Origin of the sequence: Xanthomonas indica (genome assembly GCF_040529045.1) — a bacterium.
Classification (GTDB): domain Bacteria; phylum Pseudomonadota; class Gammaproteobacteria; order Xanthomonadales; family Xanthomonadaceae; genus Xanthomonas_A; species Xanthomonas_A indica.
Map to the genome: position 1 here is coordinate 585,474 of NZ_CP131914.1, position 18,064 is coordinate 603,537.

Annotated in this window: 16 protein-coding genes; 12 read left to right on the forward strand and 4 right to left on the reverse strand. The window is 69.6% G+C overall.

From position 1 onward, the window contains the following. Nucleotides 1-313: 313 nt before the first annotated feature. Complete coding sequence (locus tag Q7W82_RS02490; protein ID WP_242161502.1) at nt 314-5,320, reverse strand: putative Ig domain-containing protein; 5,007 nt, start codon at nt 5,318-5,320, stop codon at nt 314-316. A 295-nt stretch (nt 5,321-5,615) separates the two neighbouring features. Here Q7W82_RS02490 and Q7W82_RS02495 point away from each other — a divergent pair, with 295 nt between their 5' ends. From Q7W82_RS02495 to Q7W82_RS02510, 4 genes are all read left to right on the forward strand, one after another. Next, nucleotides 5,616-6,161 (forward strand): tail fiber protein, encoded by a 546-nt coding sequence (locus Q7W82_RS02495; RefSeq protein WP_019797430.1) that lies wholly within the window; start codon nt 5,616-5,618, stop codon nt 6,159-6,161. Nucleotides 6,162-6,229: 68 nt separating this feature from the next. Beyond that, nucleotides 6,230-6,757 carry a tail fiber protein gene (locus Q7W82_RS02500; RefSeq protein ID WP_242161503.1) on the forward strand — a complete coding sequence of 176 codons (528 nt, stop codon included), beginning with the start codon at nt 6,230-6,232 and terminating at the stop codon, nt 6,755-6,757. A 59-nt stretch (nt 6,758-6,816) separates the two neighbouring features. Further along, nucleotides 6,817-7,353, forward strand: coding sequence for a tail fiber protein (locus Q7W82_RS02505; protein ID WP_242161504.1), 537 nt, complete (start codon nt 6,817-6,819; stop codon nt 7,351-7,353). A 56-nt stretch (nt 7,354-7,409) separates the two neighbouring features. Continuing rightward, nucleotides 7,410-7,934, forward strand: coding sequence for a GNAT family N-acetyltransferase (locus Q7W82_RS02510; protein WP_242161510.1), 525 nt, complete (start codon nt 7,410-7,412; stop codon nt 7,932-7,934). On the opposite strand, the gene Q7W82_RS02515 is transcribed toward Q7W82_RS02510, so the two are convergent. Then, on the reverse strand, nt 7,927-8,214 hold the full coding sequence (locus Q7W82_RS02515; protein WP_019797426.1) for a hypothetical protein: 288 nt from the start codon (nt 8,212-8,214) through the stop codon (nt 7,927-7,929). The two genes, Q7W82_RS02510 and Q7W82_RS02515, sit on opposite strands and share 8 nt — an antisense overlap. A gap of 286 nt (nt 8,215-8,500) precedes the next feature. On the opposite strand from Q7W82_RS02515, the gene Q7W82_RS02520 reads away from it, so the two are divergent. The 6 genes from Q7W82_RS02520 (at nt 8,501) to Q7W82_RS02545 (ending at nt 12,721) form a co-directional block, all read left to right on the forward strand. After that, nucleotides 8,501-9,292: an ATP-binding cassette domain-containing protein gene (locus Q7W82_RS02520; RefSeq protein ID WP_242161505.1), complete on the forward strand. Its 792-nt coding sequence runs from the start codon at nt 8,501-8,503 to the stop codon at nt 9,290-9,292. After that, a complete protein-coding gene (locus tag Q7W82_RS02525) occupies nt 9,292-10,041 on the forward strand; it encodes an MlaE family lipid ABC transporter permease subunit (RefSeq protein ID WP_010341089.1) in 750 nt (249 codons plus the stop codon). The genes Q7W82_RS02520 and Q7W82_RS02525 overlap by 1 nt, the downstream gene beginning before the upstream one ends. Before the next feature lie 103 nt (nt 10,042-10,144). After that, nucleotides 10,145-10,684: an outer membrane lipid asymmetry maintenance protein MlaD gene (gene mlaD / locus Q7W82_RS02530; RefSeq protein ID WP_019796169.1), complete on the forward strand. Its 540-nt coding sequence runs from the start codon at nt 10,145-10,147 to the stop codon at nt 10,682-10,684. Then, nucleotides 10,681-11,349, forward strand: a complete 669-nt coding sequence (locus Q7W82_RS02535; protein ID WP_242161506.1) for an ABC transporter substrate-binding protein — start codon at nt 10,681-10,683, stop codon at nt 11,347-11,349. The genes mlaD and Q7W82_RS02535 overlap by 4 nt, the downstream gene beginning before the upstream one ends. After that, nucleotides 11,339-11,656, forward strand: coding sequence for an STAS domain-containing protein (locus tag Q7W82_RS02540; RefSeq protein WP_160962019.1), 318 nt, complete (start codon nt 11,339-11,341; stop codon nt 11,654-11,656). The genes Q7W82_RS02535 and Q7W82_RS02540 overlap by 11 nt, the downstream gene beginning before the upstream one ends. 3 nt (nt 11,657-11,659) lie before the next feature. Then, nucleotides 11,660-12,721, forward strand: a complete 1,062-nt coding sequence (locus tag Q7W82_RS02545) for a VacJ family lipoprotein (RefSeq protein WP_242161507.1) — start codon at nt 11,660-11,662, stop codon at nt 12,719-12,721. 1,119 nt (nt 12,722-13,840) lie between these two features. On the opposite strand, the gene Q7W82_RS02550 is transcribed toward Q7W82_RS02545, so the two are convergent. Together Q7W82_RS02550 and rmuC are read right to left on the reverse strand one after the other, a co-directional pair. Then, entirely contained in the window at nt 13,841-14,383 is a 543-nt protein-coding gene (locus tag Q7W82_RS02550) for a glutathione peroxidase (protein WP_242161597.1), read from the reverse strand. A 521-nt stretch (nt 14,384-14,904) separates the two neighbouring features. Continuing rightward, nucleotides 14,905-16,494, reverse strand: coding sequence for a DNA recombination protein RmuC (gene rmuC, locus Q7W82_RS02555; protein ID WP_242161594.1), 1,590 nt, complete (start codon nt 16,492-16,494; stop codon nt 14,905-14,907). A gap of 381 nt (nt 16,495-16,875) precedes the next feature. On the opposite strand from rmuC, the gene Q7W82_RS02560 reads away from it, so the two are divergent. Together Q7W82_RS02560 and Q7W82_RS02565 are read left to right on the forward strand one after the other, a co-directional pair. Continuing rightward, nucleotides 16,876-17,202 carry a hypothetical protein gene (locus Q7W82_RS02560; protein ID WP_242161592.1) on the forward strand — a complete coding sequence of 109 codons (327 nt, stop codon included), beginning with the start codon at nt 16,876-16,878 and terminating at the stop codon, nt 17,200-17,202. 126 nt (nt 17,203-17,328) lie between these two features. Continuing rightward, nucleotides 17,329-18,057 carry an MgtC/SapB family protein gene (locus tag Q7W82_RS02565; RefSeq protein ID WP_242161590.1) on the forward strand — a complete coding sequence of 243 codons (729 nt, stop codon included), beginning with the start codon at nt 17,329-17,331 and terminating at the stop codon, nt 18,055-18,057. Nucleotides 18,058-18,064: the final 7 nt, after the last annotated feature.

Below are 18,064 nucleotides of genomic sequence, written 5' to 3' on the forward strand. Positions count from 1 at the left end.
CCCCAACCCCTCTCCCGGGGGAGAGGGGCTAGCTGCTCCCTTCTCCCACCGGGAGAAGGTGGCCCGCAGGGCCGGATGAGGGTGCGGGCGCAGCCTCGCGTGCCCAAACATCGCGGATCGCTTCGCGCCGCACCCTCACCCCAACCCCTCTCCCGGCGGGAGAGGGGCTAGCCGCTCCCTTCTCCCACCGGGAGAAGGTGGCCCGAAGGGCCGGATGAGGGGACGGGCGCAGCCTCGCATGCCCAACCATCGCGAGACGCTTCGCGCCGGACCCTCACCCCAACCCCTCTCCCGGGGGAGAGGGGCGACGGCATCAGTACTTCTTTTCGACGTTGAACATCCAGGTCTGGTCGCTGCCGCTGTCGCCGTCGGTCACGCCGCGGTATTCCACGCGCGTGGACAGGCCCTGGTCGGTGCTGAACACCATGCCCACGCCCAGCATCAGCCGGTTGCGGTCGTACACGCTCTGCCCGGTGCGGTACAGGGTGCCGCCGACGATGTCGGCATAGCCCAGCGTGGCGTCGCCACGGCCCTGGAAGTCGTGCTGGTACTCGAGCCGGAACTGCGGGGTCAACCGCCCCCAGGTCATCTGCCGGCGCCATTCCACGCGCAGGCCGAGGTTGCCGGTGGTGGTGGCCACGTCCATGTCGTCGTAGCGCAACGCATACGGCGCCATCGCCGCTTCGCTGTAGGCATCGAGCGTGGCGCGCGCGGCATCCACCCGCGCATACGGGGTGATCTGCCAATCGCCGCGCTGCAGGTCGGCACCGGCCGACAACGACGCGATCCACTGGTGGCCGCTGCGGTCGCCTTCGGCCAGCGCACCGTTGTCGGTGACGTAGCGACGCAGGTCGTAGGACAGCAGCTGGTAGCCGACCAGGGTGTCGAAGAACAGGGTCTGGCCCGGGTGATAGCTGGCATACAGCGCCAGCGTGTACGCGGTGGACGTGCTGCGGCTGCCGTCATGGCCGACATCGCTGTCGTCGCGGCCCCAGCCCACGCCCGCACCCAGCGCGAAGGACGGGGACACGCGGTAGTCGGCGCCCACACTCAGGCCATCAGTCTGGAAATCCACGCCGGCACGCTGCGACTGCTTGTCCAGGCTGCCGGAGCGGATCGCACCGCCCACCCACAGGCCGAGGTCGCCCGCCGCCGTGCCGGTCTCGCGCGGCGCTGCCGAGGTGTCGGCGCCGCCATCCATGGCGTTGTCGTGCAGGTCGTTGGCCGGGTCGCACGCTTGCGCGTCGAGGTTGCGGTCGCTCTGCAGCGTGCGGTCGCGCTGGCGGCAGTGCGAGGTGGCCTGGAAGCTCACGCCGTTGTCGAAGCCACGCGCACCACGGTGAGTCGCCTCCAGGCGGCGCTGGAAGTTGTCGATCTGCGCCTTGGCGAAGCGCCGGGTCGACTCGGCCTGCGCGTCGATCAGGCCACGCACCTGCGCATCCTGGGTCGGATCCGGGCGCGGCGCGATCATGAACACGATGTCCGCCTCGGCCGAGGTCGCGTACGCGTTGGACAGGGTGAAACGCACCGTGGCGTTGCCGGAGAAGGCCGGGTTCGGCACGAAGGTGAGCATGAAGCCCGGGCCCTCGTCCGCCGCCGCCGTCGGCACGCCGGCGGCCTTGGCGGCGGCCCGGGTGATCGTCGCGGTCCCGGCATTGGCCGGCAGCACCGCGACCACGGCAGCGGCCACGAACGGGCCGCCGGTGGCGTTGCGGGTGACGTCCAGGGTCTGCGCCTGCCCGGTCACCGCCGGCACCATCGCCGACGCCGCGATGGGGCGGGCGTTGACGGTGATGGTGACGATGGCCGGTGCCGAACTGCCGCCCGCACCGACGGCGGTGTAGTGCACGCTGTCCACGCCCACGTAGCCGGGGGCCGGCGTGTACACCAGGCGCATGCCATCCACCGTGGCGGTGCCATGGCTGGGAGCGGTGGCCACGGCGATGCTGTCGATGCTGCCGGTGTCGTTGCCGGTCACCTCCAGGGTCAACGCGGTATCCACCAGGGTGGCGCCGGTGTCGTTCGCCGCCACCGGTGCCGGCACTGCCGAGGCGATGGTGAGGGTGTAGGCCTGCGTGGCCGAGAAGCCGTTGGCGTCGCTCACCTTGATGCTGAAGGCGAAACTGCCGGCGGCGCTCGGCGTGCCGGACAGCACGCCCGCCGTGGTCAGGCTCAAGCCGGTCGGCAACGCGCCACTGACCACGCTGTAGCTGTACGGCGCGGTGCCGCCGCTGGTGGTGAGGGTCTGGTTGTACGCCGTGCCCGCGGTGCCGGCAGGCAGGGTCGGCTGACCCGGGGCCAGGGTCGGCGCGGCGATGCTCAGCGTGTAGCTGCGGCTGGCCTGGCCGGGGACGCCGGCGGTGCTGTCGGTGACGGTCGCGGTGAAGACGAAGCTGCCCGCCTGGGTCGGGGTGCCGGAGAGCACGCCGGCGGCGCTCAGGCTCAGGCCGGCCGGCAAAGCACCGGTGGCGATGCTGTAGCTGTACGGCGCGGTGCCGCCCGTGGCGCTGAGCGCCTGGCTGTAGGCCGTGCCCGCGGTGCCGGCCGGCAGTGCCGGCGGCACCAGGGTCAACGTCGGCGACGCGACCGTCAGGGTGAACGCCTGCGCCGCAGTGAAGGCGTTGGCGTCGGTGACGCGCACGGTGAACGCGAAATTGCCGGCCACGGTCGGCGTGCCGGACAGCACGCCGCCGGCGCTCAGGCTCATCCCGCTCGGCAGGGCGCCGGCAGTGAGCGCATAGCTGTACGGCGCCGTGCCGCCGCTGGTGCTCAACGCCTGGCTGTAGCTGGCGCCGATCGCCGCGGCCGGCAAGGTCGGCGGGGTGATGGCCAGCGTCGGCGAGGCGATGGCCAGGGTATAGGCATGCGAGCCGCCGAAACCGCCGGCGTCGGTGACGCCGATGACGAAGGTGAAGCTGCCGGCCACGGTCGGCGTGCCGGAGAGGACACCGGCGCCGCTCAGGCTCAGGCCCGCAGGCAGGGTGCCGGAGCTGAGCGCATAGCTGTAGGGCGCCGTGCCGCCGCTGGTGCTCAGCGTCTGGCTGTAGGCGGTGCCCGCGGTGCCGGACGGCAGCGTGGACGGGGCGACGGTCAGGGTCGGCGAGACGATCGCCAGCGTGTAGCTGCGCGCGGCCTGTCCCGCGGTGCCGGAGGTGCTGTCGGTCGCGGTCAGGGTGAAGCTGAAGTTGCCGGCCACGGTCGGCGTACCGCTCAGCGCGCCGCTGGCACCGTTGACGGTGACGCCCGCCGGCAACGCGCCGGCGCTCACCGTGTAGGCGTACGGCGCGATGCCGCCGCTGGCCGGGGTGACCGCCGCGCTGTAGGCCTGGCCGGCGGTGCCGTTGGGCAGCGTCGTCGCCGGCAGGGTCAGCGTCGGCGCCGCCACGGTCAGCGTGTAGGCACGGCTGCCGCTGGTGGGCGTGCCGCTATCGGTCGCGGACAGGGTGAAGTTGAAGCTGCCGCTGGCGGTGGGCGTGCCGGACAGTACGCCGGCGCTGCTCAGGGTCAAGCCCGCCGGTAGTGCGCCGGCGGTGAGCGAGAAGGTGTACGGCGCGGTGCCGCCGCTGGCGAGCACGGTCTGGCTGTAGGCGCTGCCGGCGGTGGCGGCAGGCAGCGATGCCGGCGCCAGGGTCACCGTCGCATCGTCGTTGAGGATCGTGCCGGTCGCGGTGGCGCGGGCGATGGTGGCGTTGCTGGCACCGGACAGATTCAGGGTGAAGGTTTCGTCCGGCTCGACGGTGGTGTCGCCGTTGATGGTCACCGCCACGTTCTGCACCGTGGTACCGGGCGAGAAGGTCAGCGTGCCGGAGCGGGCGACGTAGTCGCTGCCCGCGTTGGCGCTGCCGTCGGCGGTCGCGTAATTGACCGTGACGGTCTGGCCGCTGGCGGCGCTGAGGCTGACGGGGAACGTCGCCGTGGTGGTGCCGCTGTTGCCTTCGCTGACGCTGACGTCGCCGACCGACAACGCCGGCGCCGCGTCGTCGTTGACGATCGTCCCCTGGCCCTGCCCGTCGGCGACGGTGGCGCCGCTGACATTGCTGACGTTGACGAAGAAGGTCTCGTCGGGTTCGTTGAGCGTGTCGCCGACCACCTGCACGGTGAAGGTGGCGCTGCTGCTGCCGGCCGCAATGGTCAGCCCGTTCACGCTGGAGGAGATGTAGTCGGTGCCCGCGGTCGCGGTGCCGTTGGCGGTGGCGATGTCGAAGCTGACCCCGCCGGTGCCGGCCGGCTGGCTGAGCGAGACGGTGAAGGTGAACGCGGTATTGCCGGCATTGCCTTCGTTCTGCGACACGTCGTTGATCGACAGCGCCGGCTGGTCGTCGTTGAGGATGGTGCCGGTGGCACTGGACGGCGAGCCCACGGTGTAGCCGCTGCCCGCGTTGAGGCTGATCACCACGGTCTCGTCCGGCTCCACCGTGGTATCGGGAGTGGGATCGATGGTGATGGTGCCGCTGGTCTGGCCGGCCGCAATCACCAGCGGCGAGTTGACCGCGGCGTAGTCGGTGCCCGAGGTCGCGGTGCCGCCCACGTTGAAACCGATCGACAGCGCCGACGGCGACGCCTGGCTCAGGGTGACGGTGTAGACGAGATTGGCGCTGCCATCCTCGGCCACGCTGGCCGGCGACACCGCAATGCTCGCCGAGGGATAGTCGTCGTTGACGATGGTGGCGGTGGCGCTGGACGGGTTGCCGATCGAGTAGCCGCTACCGCTGGCCACCTGGAAGATCACCGTCTCGTCGGCTTCCACCGTGCTATCGGCGACCGGGGTGATGCTGAAACTGGCGGAGCTGGCGTTGGCCGGCACCACCACGCTGGTGACCGCGCCGGTGTAGTCGGTCCCACTGGTGGCCGTGCCGCTGCGGGTCAGGTTCACCGTGGTCGCCGAACTAGTGGTCGAGCTCAGCGTCACCGTGTAGACGAAGGCCGTGCCGCTGTCCTCGTTGGCGCTGGACGGCGAGACCGCGATGCTGGCGGTGCGCGAGGGGTTGACGGTGATGTTGAAGACAACCTGGTTGTTGTCCTCGTCCAGCAGGTAGAACGAGTCCGAGGTCGCGCCGTCGCCGTTGTTGGTGTAGGTCACTCGCTCGGTGCCGGCCGCGTCGAGCTGGCCGGTGAGGACGTAGTTACCGTGCGACGGCTGCGCGCCGTCGCTCATGCCGGTATTGGAGGGCCCGTCGCAGTTACTGACGTCGAACGTCACCGAGCCACCCGAGTTCACGGTCGCGGTCTGAGGCGTCGTGCAGTAGGGTCCGGCCGCCAGGCAGACCTGCGACATCGCCAGCAACAGCAGCGCCATCAGCCAACGCAACGTCAGCCGCATACCGCTCGACGCGGTGCAATTCGTAGACATATTTCGATTCCCCTAAAACGCGCCACCCCAATGGGCGCTGGCAGCCATCCTGGTGCCTCGGACTTCGCAGAACATTGGCCCCCCAAGCATCGGCCATGCGCGTCGCGCGGCCATTGGAACAGCAAGTCGGCGGCGACGTAAAGCAACAAATGCGTCATGTCTGTCTGGTTCAGCGAAATCGTCTCTTGCATGTCGCCGAAGTCGTGATTAAGTAGATGCGCACCAGACACGAGGTCTGTGCCATCAACTCCGGGGGGAGATCCGCATGAGCGAGTTCTTCATCGGTCAGATCATGCTGACCGGTTTCGCGTTTGCGCCGAAGTATTTCGCGCAGTGCAACGGGCAATTGCTGCCGATCAATCAGAACCAGGCGCTGTTCAGCCTGCTCAGCACCCGCTTCGGCGGCGATGGCAAGACCACGTTCGGCTTGCCCGACATGCGCGGGCGCACGCCGATGGGCTATGGGCCGTCGGCCGATCCGGCGTGGCAGCCGCCTGCGTTGCCGATGGGCCAGGCCGCCGGCGCGGAGACGGTGACCCTGGTGGGCGACAATCTGCCCGCACATACCCATCTGCTGGATTGCAGCAGCGTCAACGGCGACAACCGCACGCCGACCGGTCGCCTGTTCGCGAACAACAACATGTCCACCGGGACCCCGCATGCGTTGTATGCGGCGCCAGGCGCGACGATACCGCTGTCGCAGTCCACCATCGCCAACAGCGGCGGCAGCCAGCCGCATCCGAACGTACAGCCGTACACCACGATCAATTTCTGCATCGCGCTGTCCGGCATCTTCCCCTCGCGCAGCTAGGCGCATCCGCATTCGGGCGCGCAGCGCGCATCCGTGCGCGTGGCGCCTCATCGACCAGGAAGCATCTCATGGGCACCCCTTTCATTGGCGAAATCCGCATGTTCGGCTTCGGCCGCACACCCCAGGGCTGGCAGGCGTGCGACGGCTCGCTGCTGCAGATCTCCGAGTACGAACCGTTGTATGTGCTGCTCGGCACCGCGTACGGCGGCAATGGCACCACCACCTTCGCGGTGCCGGATCTGCGCGGTCGCCTGCCGATCCATCAGGGCCAGGGGCCGGGGCTCAGCAACTACGTGCTCGCCCAAAAGGCCGGCACCGAGACGGTGACGTTGACCGACCTGCAGATGCCGGCACATACGCACACCGCGCAGGCCACCACCGAGGCGGCGACCGCCACCGCGCCCGCCGGTCTGCTCCCAGCCGCCGTGAGTGGCGCCTTGTTCTATGCCAGCGACATCAGCGGTACCACCACGCTGGCAATGTCCACGCAAAGCACCTCGTTCGCCGGTGGCAACCAGCCGCACGACAACACCATGCCGACGCTGACGGTGCAGTACTGCATCGCCACCACCGGCATCTTCCCGCAACAGGCCTGATCCCTGCGCCGCGCCGGCATGGCTGCGGCACGCATCCGCTGCATCGGAGGAATCCGCTCATGACCGAACCCTATCTCGGCGAAATCCAGCTGTTCGGCTTCGACTACAACCCCTATGGCTGGGCGCTGTGCAACGGCGCCGTCCTGCCGATCACGCAGAACAGCGCGCTGTATTCGCTGCTCGGCGTGGCCTACGGTGGCAATGGCAGCAGCACGTTCCAGTTGCCGAACTTCACCGCGCGCGCCGGCTGCCAGCAAGGCCCGGGGCCCGGCCTGACTGCGCACACGCTGGGCAGCAACTTCGGATCGGCGGGCGTCAGCCTGCAAAGCACGCAGATCCCGATGCACCAGCACGGCGTCAATGCGTTCTCGCAACCGGATCCGGCCAAGAAGACTGGCGCCCCTGCCAGCGGTGCCGCCCTGTCGTCACTGAACAGCACCAGCGAACGCCCGTTCCTGGCCGTCGCGCCGAACACGCAGTTCTCCCCGACCATGGTGATGCCCACCGGCAAGGGGCTGGCGCACGAGAACCGGCAGCCGTATCTGGCGGTGAACTTCTGCATCGCGCTCAGCGGGGACTACCCCGTCTTCAGTTGAGCGGCCACACGGCCAGTGCTGCGCCAGTGCCGGCGTTTCCCGCCAGGCACGAGGCCATCGAGGCGCCAGCCGCGCTGCGGACGCGTGGCGTGGCGCTGCGCGCCGCGCACGCGGGCGACCTGCCCTGGCTGCGCGACCTGTACGCCAGCACGCGCCGCGACGAGCTGGCCGCGGTGCCATGGCCGGAACCGGCCAAGCGCGCCTTTCTCGACCAGCAGTTCGCCTTGCAGCATGCGCACTATCTGCAGCATTTCCCGTCCGCCGACTTCCTGATCGTGGAAGACCCGCGCGGGCGGCTGGGTCGGCTGTACCTGGACCGCAGCGTGGAGCCGCACGTGCTGGTCGATATCAGCCTGCTGCCGGACTGCCGCGGACAAGGCATCGGCAGCGCGCTGATCGCACATGCACAAGCACTCGCGAAGGCGGACGGGCGAGCACTCACACTGCACGTGCTGCATGCCAATCCCCAGGCGCAGCGGCTTTACGCGCGCCTGGGCTTCGTCGCCGGCGAAGCCGGCCAGACCCATCTGGCCATGCGCTGGGACGGCCCCGGCGCGGGGCCGGGCACGCGGGTCAGTTGAACACCGCCTGATACAGGAAGCCGTCGCGTTCGCGCGCGACCGGCACCAGGAAGATGCCGATCTCGCCCAGGCGCGGATGACGCATCTGGTAGGTCTGCTGCGGAAACAGGAACGCCGAGCCGTTGCGGAACAGCAGCGAGAACGGGGCGCGCCGCGCCGCGGGAGACGTCGGCAACGGCCGTGCCTCCACCAGCACGAACGCGACCTCGCCCTCGTTCAACTGCGCCGCGAACGTCTCGTTCACGCTTCCGGCGAAGTGTTCCAAGCTCAACAGCTCCATCCTTGACTCCAGGTGTGGTTCGGCACGGGCGCCCTGCCGGCATCGTCGCGTGGCGTCGCCAAGCGCACAAGCACGTGCCGGCATTTGTCCACACGGCATGCGGCGACAACGCGCCCGGCGCGATCGCGGACCGCGCAGAGACGCTGCGGCATGACACGCTGTTGCACGAACAGGGCGAAGCCGGCGCGCACACCGGCCCTTGCGGTGCCACAATACTGCACGGGCCAGTTCGGTTAAGTTCAGCCGAACGGATCGATCCTATGTTGTATTTTCGTTAAAGGTCGCGATGGCGTCTTCCGAACCCAATCTGGTGCAGTTGTCGGGCGTGCGCATCGACCGCGGCGGCCGCGCGATCCTGCGCGACGTCTCGCTGCGTGTGCCGCGCGGCAGCATCACCGCCGTGCTCGGGCCGTCCGGCAGCGGCAAGTCCACGCTGCTGGCGGCGCTGACCGGCGAACTGGTGCCGGCCGCCGGCACGCTCGAGGTGTTCGGCAAGCCGCTGCCGCGCGGCAGCCGCGCGCTGCGCGAGACGCGCAAGAGCATCGGCGTGCTGCTGCAGGGCAATGGCCTGCTCACCGACCTGAGCGTGGCCGAGAACGTGGCGCTGCCGTTGCGCGCCCACACCCGCCTGCCCGAGCCGGTGCTGCAGCGGCTGGTGGCGCTGAAGCTGCACGCGGTCGGCCTGCTGGCCGCCGCCGATGCCTGGCCGCGCGAGTTGTCCGGCGGCATGGCGCGCCGCGTGGCGCTGGCGCGGGCGCTGGCCCTGGATCCGCCGCTGATGATCTACGACGAACCCCTGACCGGCCTGGACCCGATCGCCTCCGGCGTGATCATGAGCCTGATCCAGCGCCTCAACCACACCCTGGGCCTGACCAGCATCATCGTCAGCCACCATGTCCACGAGACCCTGCCGATCTGCGACCAGGCCGTGGCCATCGCCAACGGCGGCGTGGTCTTCGCCGGCACCCCGCAGGCGCTGCAGGCCAGCAGCGATCCGCTGCTGCAGCAGTTCCTGCACGGCCGTCCCGACGGCCCGATCCCGTTCGATGCGCCGCAGCGCGCGCGGAGCGCCGCCTGATGGCCATCGTTGCCCCGATCCGTTCCCTGGGCCGCGCCGGGCTGTTCTTCCTGACCGTGCTGCGCGGCTCGCTGCCGACCCGCGACCTGCTGGCCGAGCTGATCCGCGAGATCTACAAGGTCGGCGCGCGCTCGCTGCCGATCATCGCCGTGGGCGGCGCCTTCGTCGGGCTGGTGCTGACCCTGCAGGGCTACCGCACGCTGCAGACCTACGGCGCCTCCGATGCGCTGTCGACCCTGCTCGGGCTGTCGCTGTACCGCGAACTGGCGCCGGTGCTGACCGCGCTGCTGTTCATCGGCCGCGCCGGCAGTTCCATCGCCGCCGAACTGGGCCTGATGCGCGCCACCGACCAGATCAAGGCGCTGGAGCTGATGGCGATCGATCCGGTGGCCAAGGCGGTGGCGCCGCGCTTCTGGGCGGCGGTGCTGACCGTGCCGCTGCTGACCGGCATCTTCTGCTCGCTGGCGATCAGCGCCAGCTATTTCGAGGCGGTGGGCGCGCTCGGCCTGGACCGCGGCACGTTCTGGTCGGCGCTGTCGAGCAGCGTGGATTTCTGGGACGACTTCGGCGTGGCGATGCTGAAGTCGGCGGTGTTCGGCGGCACGGCGGCGCTGGTGGCGGCCTATGTCGGCTTCCACGCCGAGCCGACCATCGAGGGCACCTCGGTGGCCACCACCCGCGCCGTGGTCAACGCCTCGCTGCTGGTGCTGATGTTCAATTTCGTCATGTCGGCGCTGCTGTTCCGCTGAGCGGCGCCAACGCGGAGCCGGCCGGCGACGGCCAGCTCCGCGGCAACATCCCGGTCGCGGCACTGGCGCCGCGGCCACGCTGAATCAACAAGGTAGACACGTTATGGCTCTCCGTGGTCCCCGTCTCGAGTTCGCCGTCGGCGCCTTCCTGCTGCTGGGCCTGGCCTCGCTGCTGGTGCTGGCGCTGGCGTCCACCAACCGCCAGTGGGGCTTCGGCGGCCACCGCTACGACCTGATCGCGCGCTTCTCGCAGATCGGCCAGCTGCGTGCGCAGGCGCCGGTGAAGATCGGCGGCGTCATCATCGGCCAGGTCGCCAAGATCGACCTGGACCCGACCAAGTTCGACTCGGTCGTCACCCTGTCCATCGACGACAAGTACAAGGATCTGCCGGCCGACACCTCGGCGGCGATCCTGACCAGCGGCCTGCTGGGCGAGAGCTATGTCGGCCTGCAGCCCGGCGGCGACCCGGACACGCTCAAGCCCGGCCAGGAAATCGCCTTCACCCAGCCGGCGGTGGACCTGATCCAGCTGGTCGGCAAGTACATGTTCGGCGGCGGCAGCGCCGGCGGCGACAAGAACGCAACGCCCGCTGCCGCACCCTCGGCCGACCCCACCACGCCCGCAACGGAACCCAAGCCATGACGATCAAACTGCTTTCCGCCGCTCTCGCCGCCGCGCTGGCCGTGGCCGCGCCCTCCGCCGCCCTGGCCCAGGCCGCCGCGCCGGCCGCTTCCGCCACCCAGGCCGGTTCGGCCAGCAAGGTGGTGCTGGAGAACAGCACGCGCATCCTGACCACGCTGGAGCAGCGCCGCAGCGAGTTCAAGAGCAACCCCACCGCGCTGCGCCAGTTCATCGACAGCGAGATGAACAAGACCTTCGACCGCGACTACGCCGCCCGCCTGGTGCTGGGCGTGCATGGCCGCGGCGCCTCCGACGGCGACGTCAAGCTGTTCGGCGACGCGATGGCCGACAACCTGATGCAGCGCTACGGCACCTCGCTGCTGACCTTCGAAGGCAAGCCGCAGGTGCGGGTGAAGTCGGAAACCCCGCTGCCGGGCGGCCGCGGCGTCAAGGTCTCCACCGAGCTGCTGCGCAGCGGCGGCGACCCGGTGCCGGTGGACTACCTGCTGCGCAACACCGGCGCGGGCTGGAAGATCTTCGACGTGATGGTCGAGGGCGTGTCCTACGTGCAGACCTTCCGCAACCAGTTCGACACCCCGCTGCGCAACAAGTCGATCGCCGAGGTCGCGGCCGAGCTGCGCAACGGCACGCTGCAGGCGGCACCGGCGAGCAACAGTGGCAAGTGATGCGCCGCAGGTGCGCCGCGACGGCGACACGCTCGCGCTGAGCGGCGTGCTCGACCGTGCGGCGGCCACCGCGCTGTGGCCGGCGGCGCTGCGCGCGCTGCCGGGCGCACGCGCGCTGGACCTGCAGGCGGTGTCGCGGGTGGACAGCGCCGGGTTGGCGCTGCTCGCCGAACTCGCCGCGCGCCTGCGCGCCCAGGGCCAGGCCGAGGTCGCCATCCATGGCGCCCCGGCCGGCCTGACCGACTTGAGCGCCGCCTACCGGCTGGCCTCGACCCTGGACTTCCACTCTCCCCCTGCGGCGAGCTGACACATGAACGTGCTGCGTATCCTCACCTCCCTGACCCTGGCCGCCGCCCTGGGCGCCTGCGCCGGCGCACCCAAGCGCACGCCGCCGCCTCCGCCGGCGGCCCCGCCCGCCCCGGCCATGTCCATGCAGGACCAGGCCGGCAGCGGCGCCGCCACGCCGGCCCCCGCACCGGCCCCCGTGGACACGGCGGCCGCAACGGCCGATACGGCGCAGGCGGCCGCGACCGCGCCGGCCACGACGACCGCGCAGGACCCGACCGCGTCCGCCGATGCGGACTACGCCGCGATCTACGGCAGCGACCCGTACAACCCGGTCGCCGATCCGACCCTGCCGGCAGGCGTGCAGGCACCGCCGAGCTACGACCCGTGGGAGAAGTTCAACCGCAAGGTGCATGCCTTCAACAACGTGGTCGACCGCAGCGTGGCGCGGCCGCTCGCGCGTGCCTACGTCAACGTGGTGCCGCGGCCGGTACGGCTGGGCGTGACCAACTTCTTCGACAACCTCAGTTCGCCGCTGACCATGGTCAACCAGCTGCTGCAGGGCCGTCCGCTGCAGGCGGGGCAGACCCTGAGCCGGTTCCTGATCAACAGCACGCTGGGCATCGGCGGCATCTTCGACCCGGCCACCGACGCCAACCTGCCGCGACGCAGCGAGGACTTCGGCCAGACCCTGGGCGTGTGGGGCTGGCGCCGCTCGCGCTATCTGGAACTGCCGTTGTTCGGCCCGCGCACGGTACGCGACGCGTTCGGCCTGGTCGGCGACGCGCCGCTGTCGCCGCTGCAGCAGATCGAGGAGGACCGTGTGCGCATCGGCCTGCAGGGTCTGCAGTTGGTGGACACGCGGGCGCAGTTGCTGTCGCTGGACAGCCTGCGCGACCAGGCACCGGACGAGTACCAGCTGACCCGCGATGCCTGGCTGCAGCGCCGCAACTACCAGATCGAGAGCGACATGCGCGGGCACAAGCGCCAGGACGACGATCTGCCGGCCTATCTGCGCGAGGAAGAGACCAATCCGACGGTACCGGTGGACGCGATGCCGGTCCCGGAGTGGCGCGGCGGTCGCTAGTCCGGCCCACGACGCACCTACGAAAAGCCCGGCTTCGGCCGGGTTTTTTTGTGTCTGAAGCTTTTGCTGGTATCACCTTTGGGCGCAGCGCGATGTGCGGGAATGAGCGCTCGTTTGCAGTGGGTGAGCGAGTGTCGCGGCGGACTACAGAGTGCAGCCGGCGTTGCTGTTGCTGTTGCTGTTGCTGTTGCTCGTGATGTTGCTGTTGATTTATTGGGGTCCCCTCGGCGCGGCAGCCACGGCGGGCGAATACCCGAAGGGCGACGCGCAGGATGCGCGTCGTTTTTCGCCGGCACATGGATGTGCCGTCGAAAAATGCCCGTCGTGGCTGCGAACCCGGAGCGCGTAGCGCGGAGGGCGCGCTGCGGGGTGTGCTTTCTTTTGGTTACTTTTCTTTGCACAAGCAAAGAAAAGTAACTCGCCGTCAGGCGAAAGTTTTGCTCTTGAACTTGCTTCCACGGTGGCGGCCGCTGAATCGTAGGAGCGGCTTCAGCCGCGACAGACAGAACGGCTCTCGCTGTCGCGGCTGAAGCCGCTCCTACAGATCTTCTCGTCCGATAGACAAACTTCAATCAACAGCAGTAGCAACAGCAAACCTTTAAAGGCTTTCGCCCTTGCGGGCGAGTTACTTTTCTTTGCTCGCGCAAAGAAAAGGTAACCAAAAGAAAGCGCGCCCTGCCTACGCGCCCTCCGCGCTGCGCGCTCCGGGTCCGCGTCCAGCCCGGGGATCCGCGGAAGGGGCATCCTGCCCCTGCCGCGGACGGCGCACATCCCTGTGCGCCGCCCCTTCGGGGTTTTTCCCCGCGCTGGCCGCCGCTTCGGAAGGGAACCCGGTAAGGCAAAGGCAACAACCAAAGCAAAAGCACAGCAACAGCCAAGGCAACGGCAACGGCAACGGCAACGGCAACGGCAACGACGATAGCCACCACGGTGCTGCAAGCGTTGGGCAGAACTTCTCCCGTCACGACAGCCGTCATCGGAAGCCACACTTGAAAACGACACGCTGGAAACCAAAAGCGCGTCCACAACCTCTTCGCTAGATCACCAGCAACCTGATAGCCAAAACAGCACCTTCAGCTCGCCCAAGCACCAACTGATGGCCTTGAGCGCAGCGCGCCGTTACCCCAGCGCCGCGTCGATCGCTGCGCGCAGGCGCGGATCCTCCGCGGTGACGTCCGGGGCGAAACGCCCGTGGACCTTGCCGTCGCGGCCAACCAGGAACTTCTCGAAATTCCACAGCACCCCCGGCGCCGGATTCGGCTCGATGCCGTAGCCGGCCAGCTTCTCGCGCATCGGGCCCTCGCCCTCGGTCTGCGGCTGCGCGGCGATCAGCGCGCGGTACAGCGGATGCGTGGCCTCGCCGGTGACCGCGATCTTGGCGAACATCGGGAAGGTCACGTCGTAGGTGAGCTGGCAGAACTGCTGGATCTCGGCCTCGCTGCCCGGCTCCTGGCCCTTGAAATCGTTGGCCGGGAAACCGAGCACTTCCAGTCCGGCCGCCTGCTTCTCGCGGTACAGCGCTTCCAGGCCCGCGTACTGCGCGGTGAGGCCGCACTTGGAGGCGACGTTGACGATCAACAGCACCTTGCCGGCGAACTCGGCCAGGGTGGCCGGCTGGCCGTCGATGCGGGTCAGCGGAATGGCGGTCAGCGACTCGGACATGGGGCATTACCTCGGTCGAAAGGAAGCGCCAGCATAGTCGCTGCCGGCACAGCATGCGCAGTGCCGTGACCGCGTGACTCAGCGCACCGACAGCTCGCCCGTGTCAGCACGTGACACCCGCTTTTGCTGCGGATCATGCGCTCCCGTAGGAGCGGCTTCAGCCGCGACAGCCGCGCCCGCAAAACCTGCTCGCGACTGCCACAGGAGGAACAAGAGCCGCCGCTACACATGTGCCGCTCGTCGCGATCAGAAGCGCGCGTAGCGGCCAGCTAGCGAGCAGGCGAGCGGCCTGCAGACGACAACCTATCCGCGATGTCGAATCGCATCGACACTGCAGGCAAGACAACGACACCTGCGTGCTGCGCGATCGGCACAGCGCGCGCATACGAAGCGGCCCCGCTGGCCCGTCCAGGTCGCGGCGCTGCATCCAACATGGCGCGTGCTGGTCGCACGCCATCCCGCGTCGACGAAACCGCCACGACGCCCTGCCATCCCAACTCGCCGCTGCGCACCGCAAGCCCTCATTCCCGGTCGTCGCTCGCCGCCTCGTCCGCCTCGACATCGTCCAGCGGCAGCGACAGTTCCAGCAGCGGCGCGGCCTGCGCATCGGCCAGGGTCTCGACCCCGCGCAGGCGGCGTTCGATGGTGCGGGTCTTGCGGCTGGCCTCGCCCAGGCTCTTGCCGACGGTGCTGATCTGCTTCTCGGCCTTTTCCAGGATGCCGGCGAACTTGCCGAACTCGCTCTTGACCGCGGCCAGCACGCCCCACACCTCGCTGGAGCGCTTCTCGATGGCGAGGGTGCGGAAGCCCATCTGCAGGCTGTTGAGCAGGGCGGTGATCGTGGTCGGCCCGGCGACGACGATGCGGTGCTCGCGCTGCAGCAGGTCGGCCAGGCCGGGGCGGCGCAGGGTCTCGGCGTACAGGCCCTCGGTGGGCAGGAACATCACCGCGAAGTCGGTGGTGTGCGGCGGGGCGATGTACTTGTCGCCGATCGACTTGGCCTGCACCCGGATCGCGCGCTCCAGCTGTGCCCCCGTCGCCTGCACCAGCTCCGGGTCGCCCTGCTCCTGCGCGTCGAGCAGGCGCTCGTAGTCCTCGCGCGGGAACTTGGCGTCGATCGGCAGCCACACCGGCGTGTCCTCGTGGCCGCGGCCGGGCAGGCGCACGGCGAAATCGACCATCTCGTTGCGCTCCGGGCGCACCCGCACGCCGCGGGCGTACTGCTCCTGGGTCAGGGTCTGCTCGAGGATGTTCTCCAGCTGCACCTCGCCCCAGCCGCCGCGGTTCTTGACGTTGCTCAGCACGCGCTTGAGGTCGCCGACGCCGGTGGCCAGCTGCTGCATCTCGCCCAGGCCGCGCTGGACCTGCTCGAGCCGTTCGGAGACCAGCTTGAAGGAGGCATCCAGGCGCGTGTTGAGGGTGGTCTGCAGCTTTTCGTCGACGGTGCCGCGCATCTGCTCGAGCTTGGCCGCGTTGTCGGCCTGCAATTCCTTCAGCCGCTCCTCCAGGGTGCTGCGCATCTCGCCCATCCGCTGCTCGTTGCGCTGGACCAGGTCACCCAGGCGCTGGCCGAGCGTGTCGGCGAAGCGCTGCTGTGCGTCCGCGCCTTCCTGGCGGCCCTTGCGCGCGTCCTCGAGCAAGGCCTCGCGCAGCGCACCCAGTTGCGCGTCGATGCGCGCGACCAGCTCGGCCTGTTGCTGACCGAACTGCGCCATGCGCGCATCCTGCTGCTGGCCGAAGGCATCGAGCTGACCGCGGATCTCGACCAGACGCTGGCTCAGCAGCTCGGCCATGCGCTGCTGCGCGGCGCCGGCCTCGACCCGGCCGCGCCGCGCGTCCTCGGTCAGCGCTTCGCGCAGCAGGTCCAGGCGCTGATCGGTGCGGGTGGACAGGTCGGCCAGGTGGCGGGCGAAACCTTCGCTGCGCGCGTCCTGCTGGCGGGCCAGGCTGTCGAGCTGCTCGCGCAGTTCGCCGCGGCCGCTGCGCTGCTCCTCGCGCAGGGCCGCCTCCAGCGCGGTGTGGTTGCCCCGCCGCAGCAACACGGCCAGCAACAGGGCGATGACGGCACACAACAGGCCAGCGAGGATCAGGAAATGGACATCGTTCTGCATGCGGTCAGTGTAGCCGGCCGCGTCTCAATCGCTGCGCCACGCGCCGGCAGGCGGAGGAGCGCGGATATACCTTGGTATCGCCGCCATGGCCTCATGCAGGCTGGTACGGGCATGGGCCGCGTGCCAAGCTTTGCGCCATCCGCTCCTGGCCCGGCCAGCGGGCGGCGCCGCGGCAGCACGCCGCGCCCGGCCATCGCGCATCGCGCGATCCGTTCCCCTGACCCCGGAGGCGCGCATGAACCCTGATCCGCATCGACGCGGCGTCAGCGCCGCATTCTCTCCCCATTCTCCCCGCCTGGTCGCTGCCCGGCGCTGAGCCGGAAGACGCCCGCCGCCCACGCCGCGACGTCCTTGCCGGCCACGCGCCGCAAGGAGGTCGTCATGTTCGTGTTCTCGCTGTTTTCCCGCCATGTCCGCCTGCAGCGCTGCCTGCAGCGCGCGCTGCGTGCCGCGGTCGCCATGCGCCGCACCGAGGCGCTGCGCCATCTGCTCGCCGCCCATGGCGCCCGCGCCTTCGCCCTGGCGCTGTCCGCGCAATCGCCGCGGGTGATGGCCGATGCGCTGTCGCTGCTGCCCGTCGCCGACCGCATCCGGGTCCGCGCGCGGCTGCCGCATGCGGCGCAGCGGCGCCTGCACGCCGCCGGGGTGAGTGCCCCGGCGGCGCACTGGCTGCATGCCGCCCTGGCCTGGTGGCCTGGGGTGCACTGACACCCGCGCGCCTGCCGCCGCGGTGTCGACTGCCATCTCGCCCCGGCATCATGCGCCCCTGCATCCGCTCATTCCCTTTCCCGGAGCCGCCATGATCGCTCCCCTCGCCCACTGGAACGCGCCCTGATGGAAGCCCTGCGCCTGTTCAATCTCGGCTCGCTGCTCGACACCCTGGTGAGCCTTACCGCCGCCTTCGTGCTCGGCGCGATCATCGGCTTCGAGCGCCAGGTACGTCAGCGCACCGCCGGGCTGCGCACCAACACCCTGGTCGCGGTCGGTGCGGCGATCTTCGTCTCGCTCGGCGACCGCCTGTTCGAGATCCACGGCGGCACCCAGGGCGCGGTGCAGGTGGTGGCCTACGTGGTCTCCGGGATCGGCTTCCTCGGCGCCGGCGCGATCATGAAGGAAGGCGCCAACGTCACCGGGCTCAACACCGCGGCCACGCTGTGGGGATCGGGCGCGGTCGGCGCCTGCGCCGGTGCCGGACTGGTCGCCGAGGCGGTGCTGGCGGCCATGTTCGTGCTGCTCAGCAATACCCTGCTACGGCCGATGGTGAACCGCATCAACCGGCATCCGCTGAAGGAATCCTCGCTGGAAGCCACCTACATGTTCTATGCGATCTGCGCGCGCGAGGTGCATGGCGAGGTGCGCGAACGGCTGATCGACCTGCTGGAGGAGGCGCACTACCCGGCGCGCGAAGTCGAGCAGCATCCGTTCGGGCACCAGGACGTGGAGATCGCCGCCACCCTGTACGCCACCGCGGTGCGCGCCGAGGAACTGGATGCGGTGGTGCAGCGCCTGGAAGGCGAACCAGGTGTACAACAGGCGTTCTGGAACGCCGGCACGGAAGGCTGAGCCAGCC

Bases quoted from the DNA above. Each gene is read 5' to 3' on its own strand.
- Q7W82_RS02490 (WP_242161502.1), bottom strand. From the start codon at position 5,320: ATGCGGCTGACGTTGCGTTGGCTGATGGCGCTGCTGTTGCTGGCGATG.
- Q7W82_RS02495 (WP_019797430.1), top strand. From the start codon at position 5,616: ATGAGCGAGTTCTTCATCGGTCAGATCATGCTGACCGGTTTCGCGTTT.
- Q7W82_RS02500 (WP_242161503.1), top strand. From the start codon at position 6,230: ATGGGCACCCCTTTCATTGGCGAAATCCGCATGTTCGGCTTCGGCCGC.
- Q7W82_RS02505 (WP_242161504.1), top strand. From the start codon at position 6,817: ATGACCGAACCCTATCTCGGCGAAATCCAGCTGTTCGGCTTCGACTAC.
- Q7W82_RS02515 (WP_019797426.1), bottom strand. From the start codon at position 8,214: ATGGAGCTGTTGAGCTTGGAACACTTCGCCGGAAGCGTGAACGAGACG.
- Q7W82_RS02520 (WP_242161505.1), top strand. From the start codon at position 8,501: ATGGCGTCTTCCGAACCCAATCTGGTGCAGTTGTCGGGCGTGCGCATC.
- Q7W82_RS02525 (WP_010341089.1), top strand. From the start codon at position 9,292: ATGGCCATCGTTGCCCCGATCCGTTCCCTGGGCCGCGCCGGGCTGTTC.
- mlaD (WP_019796169.1), top strand. From the start codon at position 10,145: ATGGCTCTCCGTGGTCCCCGTCTCGAGTTCGCCGTCGGCGCCTTCCTG.
- Q7W82_RS02535 (WP_242161506.1), top strand. From the start codon at position 10,681: ATGACGATCAAACTGCTTTCCGCCGCTCTCGCCGCCGCGCTGGCCGTG.
- Q7W82_RS02545 (WP_242161507.1), top strand. From the start codon at position 11,660: ATGAACGTGCTGCGTATCCTCACCTCCCTGACCCTGGCCGCCGCCCTG.
- Q7W82_RS02550 (WP_242161597.1), bottom strand. From the start codon at position 14,383: ATGTCCGAGTCGCTGACCGCCATTCCGCTGACCCGCATCGACGGCCAG.
- rmuC (WP_242161594.1), bottom strand. From the start codon at position 16,494: ATGCAGAACGATGTCCATTTCCTGATCCTCGCTGGCCTGTTGTGTGCC.
- Q7W82_RS02560 (WP_242161592.1), top strand. From the start codon at position 16,876: ATGTTCGTGTTCTCGCTGTTTTCCCGCCATGTCCGCCTGCAGCGCTGC.
- Q7W82_RS02565 (WP_242161590.1), top strand. From the start codon at position 17,329: ATGGAAGCCCTGCGCCTGTTCAATCTCGGCTCGCTGCTCGACACCCTG.